The sequence below is a fragment of the Blastocatellia bacterium genome (assembly GCA_035573895.1).
Lineage (GTDB): Bacteria > Acidobacteriota > Blastocatellia > HR10 > HR10 > DATLZR01.
On sequence record DATLZR010000116.1, the window covers coordinates 1 to 16172 of the forward strand.

Sequence of the window (16172 nt, forward strand, 5' to 3'; positions counted from 1 at the left end):
CCGACCCGGACGGGTGGTGTCGGTTGGCCCGCGCACAGCAGGCTCCCCACGAGCACGATCCCGCCACACAGAGACCATTTAAAATGGGTTGCCGAACGTCGCATGAAGTTGCGTTCTCGGAATTCCCGGCTGGCGGCGAACCAGAATGCCCCAATCGAGCCGCAGCGGTCCGATGGGGGTTTTGATGCGCAACCCGACTCCCACCGTGTGGCTGAAGTCGCTCAGTCGAAAATCGGACACGCGAGCAAATACATTCCCTCCGTCGTAGAAGGCCGCACCATGCAGTCGGAGCGTGCGCACCAGAGGAAATCTCAATTCGCCATTGAGAATGGCCAGGGCATTGCCGCCGATGGGGCGGGTTTGACCCGGACGATTGGGATCGGGAGCACGAGGGCCCGCCTGCTCGAATCCAAATCCCCGCAGCGTCGTTGATCCCCCGGCGAAAAACCGTTCGCTGATGGGGATGGCAAATGAGGAGCCGTATGGCCAGGCCAGCCCCACGCGCACGTCCAGAGCGAAAAACGTGTCGGGAAGAAAAGGAAGCGGGTGCACGCGAGCGTGCTCGCCGTAAAATCGAACAAAACTCTCGCTGCCCCCAAGCGCTCGGGCCACCAGCGAGAGATCGAGCGTCGTCACGTCTCCTTTTGTCGGATCGAGAGGATTATCCCGCATGTCCCGCAAATAAGTGACCGATAGCCGTCCGAGTTGAACCGTTGTATCCTGCCGTCGCAGTTCTTCAGGCTGGGTCACATGAGAGATGATGACGTTGCTGAAATTGTACCGAAAGAAGAGAAACGATTTCTCGGCCAGTCGCTTTTCCACCTGACCGAGGATCGTGGCGCGACTGGCATCGAAAGCCACCTCTTGCTGCCGCTGAAAGAGTATCGAGAAAAGAACCGGCACATCGTGTCCGAAGGGACGGGGATCCGTGTAGGACACCTGCCCGAGCTGCTCCCGGCGGCTCCCTCGAAGTCGGAAACTGCCCGTCCACAGGCGACCGAAGAGGTTCGTGTTCGTGATCTCAAACAATCCGCGGGGTCCGTCGTCGGTGCGAAATCCGAATCCATAGGTCATCTGGTTGCGGGGAGTCTCGCTCACCTCCACGACGACCGTGCGCGCACTCGAGCCCTGGGTCGCCAATGGCGATCGTTCGGCGGTGATGGAGACACGGCGAAAGGCACCGGTGGTGTAGAGATTCTCCTCGCTCTGTTTCAACCGATCGGGCCTGAGCACATCCCCCTCGCGAAAGGTAAGGTAGCGATGAACCGCCGCTTCGGATGTGCGCTCCGTCCCCCGAACGAGGATCCGACCGACGGAGAGCTTCTTCCCTTCGGTCACATGAAAGACGAGCCGGACACGACTCCCCGGCATCTCGACGGTTTCCGGCTTGATCTCGGCCTCGGCATAGCCGCGCTCATGATAGTAGGTGAGAAGTCGTGTCACCGCCTCGCTCACCCGGGTCTCGCTGAAGATGTCGCCCTGCCGAAGTCCGATCTGCTCGCGCAGCTCAGTCTCCGGTTGAGCCGAGGGTCCCACGAGAGCAATTTCGCCGATGGTATATCGAGAACCCGGCTCGACGACATAGACAATGATGAGATCTTCTTTGTTCAGCGTGACCGCCAGGCGACTGGCGACGACGCGGGCGTGGCGGTAACCCTGCTGCCGTAACGCTTCAAGAATGGCTTCTCGGTCGCGCTCCATCAGCTCACGGCTCGTTAACCCACGAGCGAGAAATCCCCCCAGACGCGAACCGGCTCTCGGCGCGATGTCCGCCCAGGTGAGGGTGTTCGTCCCCTCGATCCGAATGTCCTGGAGCTTATATTTTCGGCCCCGGTCAACGGAGTAGGTGACCATTTGCTCGGTTCCCTCACCGGTGTGATCCACAGTGACGCGGGCGAAGAAAAATCCCTCGCGTTGAACATAGTCGAGCAAGGCCAACCGCCCTTCCTCAAGAGTTGCCTCATCGAGTCCTCCCTGGCGAAGAAGGGGCAACAGCCGACGCTGCTGGTCAGGCGATAGCTCGAGCCCTTCGACCTTTACCCGCACCCGGGGCCCCGATCTCACGATAATTTCAATGCTCACGGTATTGGTCTCAGCGTCACGGGCCAGGCGCGGCTGGCTCACCTGAGGATTGAGATAGCCGCGCTCCAGATAAATCTGCCGGATCAACCGCAGATCATCCTGCAATGCGAGCGCGCGATAGGGTGCTCCCTTCCGGGTTTGCATTCGGTTGAGCAGGTCCGCAGCATCGAAAGCGAGATCGCCCACAATCCGGACTTCACCGACCGTTGCCAGACTCCCCGGCTTGACCACGAACGTTACATGGGCTGTTCGTCCCTCATCCGCGAGCGAAACGGTGGGCGTGACCTCACAGTCGAAGAATCCCTGAGCTTGATACCAGGACACGATCTCCTCGGCCGCACGATCGAGCACGCGCGGTGTCAGCCGGGTTCCCGGATCAACCTCGCCGAGCCGCGGCAGAATTTGCTCGACGGCTTCCGGGTCCGCTCCCTCAAATTCGACGCGTCCGATGCGCGGCTGGGGAGTCAAGCGAAGACGCAGGATCACCCCATCGGGCTTCTCTTCGACTTCCACGATGACATCGGAGGCGAGCGCCCTGTCATAGAGGTGCTGGATCAGACGACGAACATCGGCCAATCGAAACGGTTGACCGGGACGGAGCGTCAGCGCTCCATAAACCTCATCCGCTGGATCCTGAACGGGCCTCTCACCGACGAAGACTTCGATCCCCACAATCGAACGTCCGGTCAGGGCCCGAAAATCCTCAACGATGGACGTTGCCGGTCTGTGCTCCTGCGCTTTCTGCGCTTCCGATGACGGCGGTGGATCCCCGAACCGTGCGGCAATCCGTCTCACATCCTGTCCTGAGGACGAGAGCGCCGGAGACCCCCGCCGGGAACGGGGCCCGCTCTCACGTGCTGAGTCCTCCTGCCATTTCCCGTTGTGGCGAACGGGAGGGCCTGCACTGAATCCCCATGTCCGCGCCACAGCCACAATAAAAAGAAAGACCAGGAGAATCCGCCCTCCCCAAACCGGCATGGCCGGACGAAACTCTTGTAGCTTGACGGATCTCATCCCCCGGAACGACATGGGAGTGACCTCCCCCCTCTGGATCACTTCGCACGATCAGAATCGTTTGCGAATGCGGAGATCGAAGCTGAAGTTGCCGTCCTGATCGCGCACGCCCACGAGCGAAAAGCGATTGCTCAAGCGATATTCGACGATGACTACCTGTTCTTGCGTCGAGGAGAGATTGGTCGAGTAAAGGATGGAGAGATCGCGCGTCACCTGCCGGCCGATGGTGATGCGCGCCGTGGGATCGGAGCCGCGTCCGACCACCAGAGGATCGAGTTGAAACCGGTTGATGCCGAAAAGTTTCCCGGTGAATTCCTCGGCCCGATGGGTCAGCTCGCTGAAAAGGAGATTAGCCGCCGTCCCCACACTACTGGCGGCAGGGGAGGACGTTAGTCCCCGGCTCGGAGTAAAATCTCCCGTGGTGATGAGCGAGACGATTTCGTCAACGGTCAGTGTCGGCTCCGACCGCAGCGATGTCTGGAACCGATCAAGAGTTCCGAGGAAGGTGACGATCACGCGATAGCCGCGAATATCGGTTTCGGCTTCGACGGTGAAGCGCGGTCGGCTATCGAGAGTTTCCGGAAAGTCAATGCGCCCGCGGGTGATCTGATAGTCGCGGTCACGAAAACGAAGCGTGCCCCGCGTGACGATCGCTGTCCCCGTCAGCCGCGGTGCCCCCAGTGTCCCTCCAACATGGAGCCAGGCGCTGCCCACGACATCCGCCAGATTGTTGCGCACGACGACCGTATCGAGCCCCTGCACGCGCACGTCGAGCGTCATCGGCGGCTTGATCTCAATGCCTCTGGGCATGGGGAGGGTGTTTTTACTCGCCAGGATCAACTGAGCGAGATCTACGTTCTCGTGATATTCCGAGCGACGTATATCCACGGTTCCGCTCAGGACCTGAACCTGCCGGTTTCCTTGAAGGACGAGATCGCCGTCGAGCAGCGAGCGAAATCCCGCCGGATAGGTGATTTGAACTCCCTCAGCCTTCATCACCAAGCGCCAGCGATCCGCCTTCAAATTTCGGAGAATGAGCCCGCCGCTCAAGGCCAGATCGCCCCCGTTGACCTGTGCCCGCAGTCCCTCGATAAGCGCCTGATCGGCTGTGAATCGAATGCGCCCTTCCCCGCCGACGAGCGCAATCGGCCAGTCCACAAGACGCAGCGAGGCATCAGCTATATCCATGACACCGCTCAAGCGCGGACGGGTGAAACTGCCTCGGACAGTGGCGCGAACCGTCGCCCGACCGCTGGCAAACAGATTGGGATAGAACGTGCGCAACAGCCTGAGATCCACGCGTCCGCCAAGCGTCAGATCGGTGAGCCCCTCGTCCCCCGGAGAACCGAAAAGCCCGACCAGATCAATCACACCCGCCACATCGAGATCGGTATTTTCACCGGAGAGCGACATCGCCTCGATCTTGGCCCGCGTGGAATGAAACTCGAGGCTCACGGTCCGCCGATTCGTCAGCGCATACTCGCCGAGCTGTAGCGTCAGCCGGGAAATCTCTGCACGGACACGCGCATCGTTCAGGTCGTCCACCGGCACGGAGGCATCAATGGCTCCGCTCACCACTGCTTTAATGTCTCCGGAGACTCCCGCGAGGTCGAGGTAGGGCGCGAGATCGAATTCATCGAGCCGAGTCCGAGCTGACATGATCGCTCCACCCTCCGTGCCGCTGATCCCACCTTCGATCCGCCACGTCTGTCCGAAGAGGGTGGGCTCGACGGTAAACGTCGTCCGACCCCGCTCACGGCGAAACTCGGCCTCGATTCGGCCCGCCGCCTTTTTCCTGATGACGACCTCCGTTAGCCGGATTCGACCCTCCACCTGCGGCTGGGACAATGTCCCGCTTCCGGTCAGATTCCCGCTCAACCGCCCGTTGACATCACCAATGTCCAGACCCGAAGCTTCCAGCAATGAGCCGAGAACAACGTCTCTGGCATCGGCACTCAGGTCGAATTCTTTGACCGACATATCAACCCATCCGGCCAGACGAATGGTTCCCCCACCGGCAGCCACGGTGACTCGACTCAGCCGGTAACGAGACCGTTCGATCTCCACCTGACCGGTTGCGCGGGTGAAGGAGATCGGCTGATGGCCCAGCCGAAGTTCCCCTTGAGTGAGCGTGCCCTCCACCATTCCATGCGGCGCCGACGGAAGATCATCCAGATTCGCCGTCGCCGTCAGCCGTCCCGCAAGGGGAAAGTCTCTTTGGAACAATCGCGCCCACCCTCGAATATCCACTCCGACACATCGCCCTCTGAGAGAAATTCCTGTTTCCGATCCCGGGACAAGTCGCAGTGAGAAATCCGCCGATGCCCCGCTTGCCCAACGAGCCTCAGCATGCGTCAGCTCCAGCGACGAACCGTCATAGAGGAACTCGCTCCGCAGCGATGTCACCGGTTCGCTTCCGACGAGAATGTCCTTCAGCTCGGCGCTTCCACTGACGCGAACCGCGTGCTTGGCTCTGCTCACCGAGAGATCGAACCGTCCGGACCCCGCGAGGCGAGGAACAACTCCACGCGTCAGTTGATCGGTCCTGTGGCCCCAGGCCGCGAGCAGTTTCTCCAGTTCGGCGAGGTTGCCGCTCGCTCCATCGAGATGGAGATCGAAATCCCCCTTCCCGGATACTCTGCCGTTGACGCGGGCGGTTGTCTCGCCCAGAACAACGCGAGAGGGGTCGAGAGCGATTGTTGAGCCGGTAAACGCCGCCGTCATCTCTCCCGCCACGGGGAGAGCTTCGGTGCTCCCCGCCGGGGGCGCTGACATGATCGCTCTCGAATGCCCCCTGAGTCGGCCCAGAGAAAGACCCGGCCACGTCACCGATAGGCGCCCGCTGACGACGGCGGCGATGGGCAAATGTCGTCCTGAGAGCAACCGAGCAACTTCGGCCAGACTGACATCCTGAAACTCAAGCACGGCCCGGGATGCGTCCGAGAAGCGAATAATCCCCTCTCCTCGCACCCGCCCATTCAGGGTTCGCGCCGCCATCTCTTCGAGTTGCAGGTGGTTCGCTGTCGCTCGAAAGCGAACGCGCACGTCCTCAACGGGGATCAACCCGACATTGCCGCCGGGCGCACGCAATTGCCCGATCAGTGTTGGTCCCACAATCCTCGCGGCGAGATCGAGATGCCGGATCCGGAAAAGGGACGCAAACAGGAGGTCAGCCGTCGTCCTCATTGATGCCGCGAAAGCTCTTGAATCGGGAGCCGCATCGGACGATCCCGTCAGGTGAGTCATCAATCCACCCAGGGTGACTCCCGCAAAAGCAGCGCGCCGCGTTTCGAGCCCTCCCTCGATGCGATAGTCTGATCCCGTTCCGACGATCCGCCCGCGCAGGCTGATAATCCCCTGCCCCTGGCTCATGACTGCCTCGGCCCATCCCGACAGATTGGCCTGGGCGCAAACATCAAAGTCGTATCGAGGCGGATCCCATCCCGCGATATGACCTGTGCCCAGAAGGTCCACCCCATCGCTCAAGAGTCTCAACCGCTGCACGCTCACACCTCGTTGATCCACCTGAGCTGACAGTTCAAGACGAGTGATCCGTTGCCAGGTTCGGCCGCCTCCCGAGACCAGTTCGGCATCCGCGCTCCGAGCCTCCAATTGCCACCGAGAGGAAACTGGCTGAACCGACATCGAAAAGTCATGAACGCGAAGCTCCACCGGATACCGCCGGTCACGAATCTCGATCTCTCCCTCCCGGATCATGAGGCGACCGATTTTCACCGTGTACGCCTTCTTTCCCGGCTGGCGCAGCGACGACAGATCAATCGCCTCGATGTTGGGTCGGCCTTTCTCATCGGTGATGATATGCAGCCGTGCGCCTGCGATCTCGACATCTTCCAGGAGAATGTCCCGTCGGAAGAAATCGCGGACTTTGAACATCACCCGCACGTTCTGGACATCCAGGACGGGTTCGGACTGCTCACCGGGAAAAAGCCTCAACCCGGTAATCCTCAGCGTTCGGTGCAAGAGATCAAGATCAACTGCTGCCACCGTGCTCCGAAGGTTGACGCGGAGAAGCGATTCCTGCAGCCGATGACGCACGACGGCATCGAATCCGTCGCTGGAAAGCCAGCCGACCAGCAGCAGACCAACGGTGAGAATCGCGCCGAGGATGAAAATCAGAGGTCGTCGCATCCTGGTACGCACGTAAAACTCCGTGACTCCCACGCGGCCATCCTCACCCGGGCCGGCCCAGAGCCCTTGCCCTTCAAAAACATCATGCGTGTCCCGCCATTGCCTCCCCGTGAATTCGGTTCCCGCGACTCATCTGCCGATCACCTAAACGGACTCCGCGGCGCTCATGCTCGGTCGTCGGGTGCCGATTCACCTGCTGGATCAAGCAGAGGGATAGACTCGACGATCTCCAGTCCGAATCCCGCCAGCGCCGTCAGTCGCTTGGGATGATTCGTCAACAGACGCATCCGCCGGACTCCAAGATGGTACAGGATCTGAGCCCCAATTCCATAATCACGCATGTCCCAGGCGGGTCGGAGCGCCTCGGCGGCGTCCCGCTCGCTCTGCCCCTGGGCGATGAGCCGATGCTTGGCCACCTGACGGACAAGCCCCTGACCCAATCCCTCGCGTTTGATAAGGTACAGCAGGACGCCACGGCCTTCCTGGGCAATGCGTTCGAGAGCCTGTCGCAGTTGCTTCCCGGCTTCGTCCACCAGACTTCCGAAAACATCGCCGAGGACCGATTGCGTATGAACGCGAACGAGAACCGGCTCGGCGCGGGAGACGTCGCCTCGGACGAGCGCCAGATGGACCTCGTCGTTCAGGTCATTCTCAAAAGCACAGACTCGAAAGGGACCGTAGGGGGTTGGAATGAGCGCCTCGGCGGCGATCCTGACCAGCGTCTCGTGCTGAAGGCGATAACGAATCAGATCGGCGACGGTGATGATCTTCAACCCGTGCTCCGCGGCGAACTCGATGAGCTGAGGGAGGCGGGCCATCGTCCCATCATCGTTCATGATTTCGCAGATGACGCCCGCGGGCGTGAGACCGGCCAGCCGCGCCAGATCAACCGATGCCTCTGTCTGTCCGGGACGAACGAGAACTCCTCCGCGCCGCGCCCGCAACGGGAAGATATGGCCGGGACGAACCAGGTCCTCGGGACGACTGCGCGGATCAACGGCGGTCAAGATCGTGCGGGCGCGATCGGCCGCCGAGATGCCCGTCGTCACACCCTCGCGGGCATCAATGCTGATGCAAAAGGCGGTCTCGAAGCGCGAGGTGTTCTCACTCACCTGCAGGGGCAGTTGCAGCTCGTCGCATCGCTGCTCGGTCAACGACAAGCAGATTAATCCCCGCCCGTGCTTGGCCATGAAGTTAATGATGTCGGGCGTCACCTTCTCCGCTGCACAACAGAGATCACCCTCGTTTTCTCGATCCTCATCGTCCACGATAATGATCATCCGCCCCTGGCGGATGTCCTCCACCGCCTCCGGGATGGTGGCAAAGACACGCACCGACTCGGTCACCGATGTCATCTTCGATCCCTCGACAAAGTACTCAGGCCGCCCCGTTCATCCTCGTGAGGTCCGGGTCCTTAGCCCATCTCACGGTCGCAGAGCGTGGCCGCCTCTCCTTCAATAGCCCAACTCCTTGAGTCGTTCCACAGTCAGCTCCGTCGCTTCGGACGTTGTTAGCCGTGCTGTCAGAAGCCGTTCGACGTATTTGGCCAGGATGTCCACTTCCAGATTGACTTCGTCGCCGACCTCAAGACGACCGAGCGTGGTTCGTTTCAATGTTTCGGGAATAAGGGCAACAGCGAACCATTGTTCACCGAGATCGGCGACCGTGAGGCTTACACCATCAACGGCGATCGAGCCTTTGCTGACGACATAGCGCTGCAGCTTCCTGGGGAGCGAGTAGCGATGAACCTGCCCCTCGATTGATCCGACTTTCTGAAGGAGCGTCGCCGTTGCATCAACATGCCCCTGAACGATGTGTCCACCCAGGCGCCCACCCACGGCAACCGGGCGTTCCAGATTCACCGGTGAACCGATGGCCAGCTTCCCCAGGGTCGTTCGCCGGAGCGTCTCCTCCGATAAATCAGCCGTAAAAGTCCCCCCCTCGCATTCGACAACGGTGAGGCAGACCCCATTGACGCCAATGCTCGCGCCCGGCGCAAGCTCTTCGGCGAACGCCCCCGTCTCAATCGTCAGCCGCGCACCGGAGGGTCGAACCGTGCGTCGGCGAAGCAGCCCCATCGCTTCGATTATCCCGGTGAACATTGGCAAAACTCAAAGATACAAGATGCCGAAGACGTCATGCAAGAATCGAGCCCGAAAAAGGTCCATTCGAGGGCCAGCCCGATTCCTTGTCGAGAGGGAACGCTCACGCTATATTACACGCCTTATGACAGGCTATACGGAGGAGCACGCCCGAGCGGGGCTGGATGCCGAGCTACCGCCGATTGACTGCTGGCCCAATCAGTTCCCCGGTTACGAGATCACCATCGTTATTCCGGAATTCACTTCCGTCTGTCCGAAAACGGGACTGCCGGACTTCGGGACGATCACCATTCGGTACGAGCCCAGGGACCTGTGCCTCGAACTGAAGTCGCTCAAGTACTATATTCTCGGCTATCGTTCGCTCGGTATCTTTTACGAGAACGCAGTGAACCGCATTCTCAGAGATGTCGTCGCGGCCTGCCAGCCGGTGTGGGCAGAAGTCAAGGGCGAGTTCAACGTACGTGGCGGAATGAGGAGCATCATCCAGGCGCGGTATGAGGCCGCAACCCCGGAGAAACGGACTTAGGCAGCCCCAACGGTGAATGATCGGACGGACGCTGACCCATTATAAGATCCTTGACAAGCTCGGCTCCGGCGGCATGGGCGAGGTGTACAAAGCCTACGATCTGACGCTCGACCGCCTGGTAGCGATCAAAATCCTTTCTGCCGACGCCGTCCGCAACGAGGAGCACAAGCAACGGTTCATTCAGGAAGCGAAGGCAGCCTCCGCGCTCAATCACCCCACCATCTGCACCATTCACGAAATCGGTCAGAGCGAGGGACTGGACTACATCGTCATGGAGTATATCGCCGGCCAGACCCTCACCGAGTACGTGCGCACGCACGCCTGCGACATCGAGCAAAAGGTCGCGCTGGCATTGCAGATCGCCGAGGGGCTGGCCAAAGCGCACGAGGCCGGAATCGTCCATCGGGACATTAAGCCGGAGAACATCATGGTGACCGAGGACGGACTGGTGAAGATCGTTGATTTCGGTCTCGCCAAGCTCATCGAAACTCGCCACAGAAGCGGCGAGGAATCGGTCACAACCGAAGCTCCGACAATGCTCCTTTCGCCGAGCCGCACGCCGCGCATCACCACGCCGGGAATGATTCTGGGGACGGTCGGCTTCATGTCGCCCGAGCAAGCCGAGGGCAAGCCGGTGGATCAGCGCAGCGACATCTTCTCATTTGGCGCTGTCCTCTATGAAATGTTCACCGGAGAGGAGCCCTTTGCCCGACCGACGCCCCTTCAATCGCTGCACGCGCTTCTGCACGAGGAGCCCAAGCCGCTGTCACCGGATCTCCCGGAAGCGCTCCACCACATCATTCGCAAGGCCCTGGAGAAAGACCCCGATCACCGCTACCAGACACTGCGGGATATGATCGCCGATCTCAAACGGCTCAAACGCGACTCGGCTTCAGGCGAGCGAGCGCGTCGGCACCGGCCCATCCCCCGCACGACGGTCCTCGCGTCAACGATGTTCAATCGTCGCAGCGGCGCATTTCTCATTATTCTCGCTTTGCTTGTGGCCGTGATGACGGTTTCGGCTCTGGTCTGGCATCGGTCCCGACGAAGGGCTGCTCCTTCATTCCCTTCGCCGACGGTGCGTACGCTGGCGATTTTGCCCTTTCGCAATCTTCGCAACGATCAAGAATTCGACTTCCTCGGATTCTCCCTCGCCGACGCGATCACGACCAAGCTCGCGTTTGTGCACTCGCTCGTCGTTCGCCCCTCGAGCAGCGTCGAACGATACAAGAACCAGGCCATTGATCCCCGCGAGGCCGGAGAGGAACTAGGAGCCGATGCTGTTCTGGTGGGAACGTTCCTGCGCGAAGCCTCACAGGTTCAGGTGAGCGCACAACTGGTCGAAGTGTCGAGCAATCGCATCCTCTGGTCCGACACGATGCGGGTGCCGGTGGGAGACATCATCGCGTTGCAGGATCGGATCTCCGAAGAGATCGTCAAGAACCTGCGGCTCCGTCTGAGTCCCGTCGAAGTCGAGCGGATGAAACGGGATGTGCCCCGGAGTTCCCTGGCCTACGAGTACTACCTGCGGGCGCTCAGTCTCGGCGAATCGAGCGTGGATCGGGTGAAGTTGGCCATTGAGCTGCTGGAGCAAGCCGTCGAGCACGATCCCGATTACGCCCCCGCATGGATGGAGTTGGGAATTCGCTATAACACGCTGGGAATCTCCGCCTCGGGCGGCAAGTACTACTACGAGAAGTCAAATGCCGCGCTCCGACGGGCGCTGGAATTGAACAGCGATCTGCCCCGGGCGCATCTCCAACTGGCGCAGAATTACACCGAACTGGGGCGGGTCGAGGATGCCGTCGCGCAACTACGAAAACTCCTGGCCATTAACCCCAATAGTCCCGAGCTCCATCTCGGCATGGCCTATGCTTTGCGCTACGCCGGAATGCTGGAAGAATCGCTCAAAGAGGCCGAGAAAATCGAGCACATTGACCCCAAATACTGGCGCAATCAACCCCGGGCCGTCGTCAACACGTATCTCTATCTCGGTCGCTATGAGCGATTCCTCGAAAGTATTCCCCCCGTGGAGACGGCCTACACCCTGTTTTATCGCGGGTTTGGGTACTATCACCTGGGGGATCGGACGCGGGCCCGGGAGAATTTTCGGCGGGCCGCGCAGATTGATCCGAACGATGTTTTCTCCCAGCTCAGTCAGGCGATGAGCTTCGCCCTCGATCAGGATCGAATACGGGGGCTTCAGCTTTTGCGAACGATAGAGGCGAAACGAGCAGATGAGGATGTGCCCGATGGTGAAGTCACCTACAAGCTGGCTCAGGTCTATGCGCTGCTCGGCGATCAGGCAGCGGCATTGAAGAATCTGGAGCTGGCGATCCGACAGGGATTTTTCGCCTACCCTTATATGGAGCGGGATCCGTTGTTACAGACGCTCCGCAGCCATCCCGATTACCCCCGTATCCTGGGCATCGCGCGCAACCGACATGACGAGTTCAGACGTCGGTTTTTCCCTTGAACCCGTATGACACGCTACATTCTAGCTCTGGATCAAGGGACGACGAGTTCGCGGGCGATCCTGTTTGACGAGCGGGCCCACGCCGTGAGTGTGGCCTCGCGCCCCTTGCCGCAGATCTATCCGCGGCCGGGATGGGTGGAGCACGATCCGCACCAGATCTGGCAGACGCAACTGGACGCCGCACGCGAGGCGCTCGCTCGCGCGGGCCTCTCTACTCACGATGTCGCTGCCCTCGGCATCACCAATCAGCGCGAGACGACCATCCTGTGGGATCGGGCAACGGGTGAGCCCATCGCCAATGCCATCGTCTGGCAATGCCGCCGGTCGGCTCCATTGTGTGAGGAACTTAAGCGTCAGGGGCACGAACCGTTCATTCACGAACGCACAGGACTTGTGGCCGACGCCTATTTCTCGGCGACGAAAATTCGTTGGCTGCTCGATCACCTGCCGGAAGCCGAGCGTCGCGCGCGATCCGGGGAGGTCGTCTTCGGGACAGTGGATAGCTGGCTCATGTACAAGCTGAGTGGCCATCGTCTCCATGCCACCGATCCATCGAATGCGTCGCGCACGATGCTCGTCAATATCCACACGGGACACTGGGACGACGACCTGCTTCGTCTGCTGGACATTCCCGCCAAGATGCTGCCGGAGATTCGCCCATCGAGCGGCATTTTCGGAGAAACCGATCCCGCTGTCTTCGGAGCGGCAATCCCCATCGCCGGCTGCGCCGGTGATCAACAAGCGGCGCTTTTTGGTCAAGCCTGCTTCCATCCCGGCCAGGCCAAAAATACTTACGGGACGGGTTGCTTTCTGTTGATGAACACGGGGACGCAACCCGTGCTCTCCCGGAGCGGCTTGCTCACGACGATTGCCTGGGGGATCGGAGGCATGACCCACTATGCCCTCGAAGGAAGCGTCTTCGTCGCCGGCGCCGCGCTGCAGTGGCTGCGCGATGGGCTGGGACTTTTCCAGCGAACCGAGGAGATCGAGTCTCTGGCCCGAAGCGTTCCCTCAAGTGATGGCGTCTATTTCGTTCCGGCATTCGTCGGATTGGGGGCTCCTTACTGGGATATGTATGCGCGGGGGATGATCATCGGCCTGACGCGAGGAACGACCCGCAGCCATCTCGTGCGGGCGGCTCTCGAAGCCATTGCCTATCAAACACGGGATGTCCTCGACTGCATGAAGGGCGAAGGTGCACCGGAAATCCACGAACTGCGCGTGGACGGCGGAGCGGCCGTGAACGATTTCCTCTGCCAGTTCCAGGCCGACATCTTGCAAACGGCGGTCGCCCGTCCCCGGGTGACGGAAACAACTGCGCTGGGAGCGGCGTTTCTGGCTGGTCTGGCCGTCGGCATGTGGAAAAGCACGGACGAACTGACATCCCTGTGGGAAGCCGACAAGGTCTTCTCCCCCGTGATGTCCCGGGCCGAGATCGAGCGCCTCTACGCCCGCTGGCAGGACGCGGTCAGGCGTGCTTCTGACTGGGCCGAAAAGGAGAAGTGATGGGCGAGCGGCTTATGTTGGGACTAACGCTCGGTCATTTTCAGATCATTCGACAGATCGGACGCGGCGGACAGGGAGAAGCCTACCTGGCGCTCGACACCCAGTTGAACCGCCCTGTGGTGATCAAAGTCCTTCCCACCGACCTCATCGGCAACGGACAAGCGCGCGAGCGTTTCTTGAGCGAAGCACGATTGGCCTCGCAACTGAATCACCCGAACATCTGCTCGATCTATGAAGTGGACGAGGTGGATGACCGCCTCTTCATCGTCATGCCCTATATCGAGGGGCGCACGCTGAAGGACGTCGTTGGGGGCCGGCCACTGCCGCAAGAAACGGCTCTGGCCATTGCGCTGCAACTGGCCGACGCGCTCTGCGAAGCGCACGAGCGCGGCATCCTTCACCGGGACATTAAATCGTCGAACATTCTGCTGACGGAGAAAGGGCGTGCCGTGCTCCTCGATTTCGGTCTGGCGACGCGGCAACCCGCTCGCCCCGAAAGCCCCGAAATTGAGGGTCAGAAACATCTGCCGTTTGGCACCCCCAGTTATATGTCCCCCGAACACGTCGCCGGTCGCGTCACCGATGCGCGGAGTGACATCTTCTCTTTCGGCGTCGTGCTCTATGAGATGGTGACCGGCCGACGTCCCTTCACCGGGAAGACGACCGCCGAGATCATGGAGGCGATTGTTCACCACGAGCCTGTTCCGGCGCGGACGCTCCGGCCCGATCTTGATCCGGCGCTCGAAGCCATCATTCACCGGGCACTGGCCAAGGATCCCGCCGAGCGATATCAGTCCATCGAGGAAATGCGGAGGGATTTAAGCGAGGTTGCGACACGAATGGGCCTCGGAGACACAAGCGGCGTTCGCGCGCTCCTTTTTGAAGTCGCCCGACGGGAAAAGCGGAACAAACGTTTGCTGATTCTCTCGGCGGTGTCGCTCCTGGCCATAGTCGTTCTCATCAGCGGCTGGTTTCTTCTCTCTCCCCGATTCTTTCCGAAAAATGAGCCAGCCATTGCACCGGCTCCTCGCGTGCGAACAGCCGCCATTCTTCCCTTCCGCAATCTCAAGGATGATCCGGCCAGCGATTACATCGGCTATGCGCTGGCCGACGGCCTGATCAACAATCTCGCCTACGTGCGCCACCTGATCGTTCGCCCGACGGCTGCCGTGGAGAAATACCGCCATCAGCCGATTGATATTCAGCGGGTGAGTCGTGAGCTGAAAGTGGACACCATCGTGAGCGGGACCTTCATCAAAGAGGGTTCCGAACTTCGCATCCATGCCCAGCTCATTGATGTGCCCTCGAATGCCCTGCTCTGGAGCGACATGATTCGGGTTCGCTCGGAGAATTTGCTCTCGCTTCAGGACCTGATCACCAAACAGATCGTGCGGGAGCTGCAACTTCATCTGACGCAGGAGGAGCAGGAGCGGTTGCGCCGGGATACGCCCCGCAACGCACAAGGCTACGAATCTTTCCTGCGGAGCAAAGGGTTGGGACTGCGCACCGAAGAAAGCGAGCGGGCGATTGCTTTGCTGGAGAAATCGGTGGCCCTCGATCCCGGATATGCGCCGGCCTGGGTGGAACTGGGCTGGCGCTATCGGCAACGCAGCCTCTTTGGTTTGGGCAATCGTTCCTACTATGAAAAGGCCGAAGCTGCCGGGCGCCGTGCCCTTGACCTTAATCCGGATTCACTGGGAGCGATGGTCCTACTGGCCTATCTTTACACCGACGAAGGCCGAATCGAGGACGCGGTGATGCTTCTTGATCGGGCACGCCAGATCAGTCCCAACTCCCCGGAACCTTACGAAGGCCTGCGCTACGCCTATCGCTACGCTGGGCTGCTGGAAGAATCACTCGCCGCCTCGGAAACCGCCCAACGCCTCGATCCGACGTTTTTTGAGAGACCCATCAATTACGTCAACCACGCGCTCCTTTATCTCGGTCGCTACCGGCAATTCATCGAAGCTATACCGCAACGGGATGCCCCCCTGTGCTATTTCTATCGTGGGTTCGCCTTCTTTCATCTGGGCGACACCTCGAGCGCTCTGACCGAGTTGAACCGTGCCATCCACAGCGATCCGGGCAACGTCTTCTCCTACCTGGCGGAGGCACTTAAAGCCCGAATTGAAGACCGACCGGATCGGGGACTTCGGATTCTCCGTTTTCTCGAACGCCGTCGGGAAAACCAGGGGATTCCCGATGGGGAAATGAGCTATAAGATTGCCCAGCTGTACGCTCAGCTCGGTGATGTCTCATCGGCGGTGAGGATGCTGGAACGAGCCATCGCTCAAGGCTTCGTGTGCTACCCCTACAT

Annotated in this window: 8 protein-coding genes; 4 read left to right on the plus strand and 4 right to left on the minus strand. The window is 60.5% G+C overall.

Features of this window, described 5'->3' with window-relative positions; all coding sequences use genetic code 11:
• Nucleotides 1–78 precede the first annotated feature (78 nt).
• From bamA to VNM72_10830, 4 genes are all read right to left on the minus strand, one after another.
• Nucleotides 79–2877, minus strand: a complete 2799-nt coding sequence (bamA, locus tag VNM72_10815; protein ID HXF05891.1) for an outer membrane protein assembly factor BamA — start codon at nucleotides 2875–2877, stop codon at nucleotides 79–81.
• Between the two features lie 270 nt (nucleotides 2878–3147).
• A complete protein-coding gene (locus VNM72_10820; GenBank protein HXF05892.1) occupies nucleotides 3148–7245 on the minus strand; it encodes a translocation/assembly module TamB domain-containing protein in 4098 nt (1365 codons plus the stop codon).
• A gap of 164 nt (nucleotides 7246–7409) precedes the next feature.
• On the minus strand, nucleotides 7410–8600 hold the full coding sequence (gene ribB, locus VNM72_10825) for a 3,4-dihydroxy-2-butanone-4-phosphate synthase (protein HXF05893.1): 1191 nt from the start codon (nucleotides 8598–8600) through the stop codon (nucleotides 7410–7412).
• Nucleotides 8601–8699: 99 nt separating this feature from the next.
• Nucleotides 8700–9347 (minus strand): riboflavin synthase, encoded by a 648-nt coding sequence (locus tag VNM72_10830; protein HXF05894.1) that lies wholly within the window; start codon nucleotides 9345–9347, stop codon nucleotides 8700–8702.
• Between the two features lie 124 nt (nucleotides 9348–9471).
• Here VNM72_10830 and queF point away from each other — a divergent pair, with 124 nt between their 5' ends.
• The 4 genes from queF to VNM72_10850 form a co-directional block, all read left to right on the plus strand.
• Nucleotides 9472–9873 carry a preQ(1) synthase gene (gene queF, locus VNM72_10835; protein HXF05895.1) on the plus strand — a complete coding sequence of 134 codons (402 nt, stop codon included), beginning with the start codon at nucleotides 9472–9474 and terminating at the stop codon, nucleotides 9871–9873.
• A gap of 16 nt (nucleotides 9874–9889) precedes the next feature.
• Nucleotides 9890–12349 (plus strand): FlgO family outer membrane protein, encoded by a 2460-nt coding sequence (locus tag VNM72_10840; protein HXF05896.1) that lies wholly within the window; start codon nucleotides 9890–9892, stop codon nucleotides 12347–12349.
• Between the two features lie 6 nt (nucleotides 12350–12355).
• Nucleotides 12356–13855: a glycerol kinase GlpK gene (glpK, locus tag VNM72_10845; protein HXF05897.1), complete on the plus strand. Its 1500-nt coding sequence runs from the start codon at nucleotides 12356–12358 to the stop codon at nucleotides 13853–13855.
• Nucleotides 13855–16172 (plus strand): protein kinase (locus VNM72_10850; GenBank protein ID HXF05898.1); only part of this gene is annotated, 2318 nt, incomplete at its 3' end. The genes glpK and VNM72_10850, both read left to right, overlap by 1 nt.

Bases quoted from the DNA above. Each gene is read 5' to 3' on its own strand.
- VNM72_10820 (HXF05892.1), bottom strand. From the start codon at position 7,245: ATGCGACGACCTCTGATTTTCATCCTCGGCGCGATTCTCACCGTTGGT.
- ribB (HXF05893.1), bottom strand. From the start codon at position 8,600: ATGACATCGGTGACCGAGTCGGTGCGTGTCTTTGCCACCATCCCGGAG.
- VNM72_10830 (HXF05894.1), bottom strand. From the start codon at position 9,347: ATGTTCACCGGGATAATCGAAGCGATGGGGCTGCTTCGCCGACGCACG.
- queF (HXF05895.1), top strand. From the start codon at position 9,472: ATGACAGGCTATACGGAGGAGCACGCCCGAGCGGGGCTGGATGCCGAG.
- VNM72_10840 (HXF05896.1), top strand. From the start codon at position 9,890: ATGATCGGACGGACGCTGACCCATTATAAGATCCTTGACAAGCTCGGC.
- glpK (HXF05897.1), top strand. From the start codon at position 12,356: ATGACACGCTACATTCTAGCTCTGGATCAAGGGACGACGAGTTCGCGG.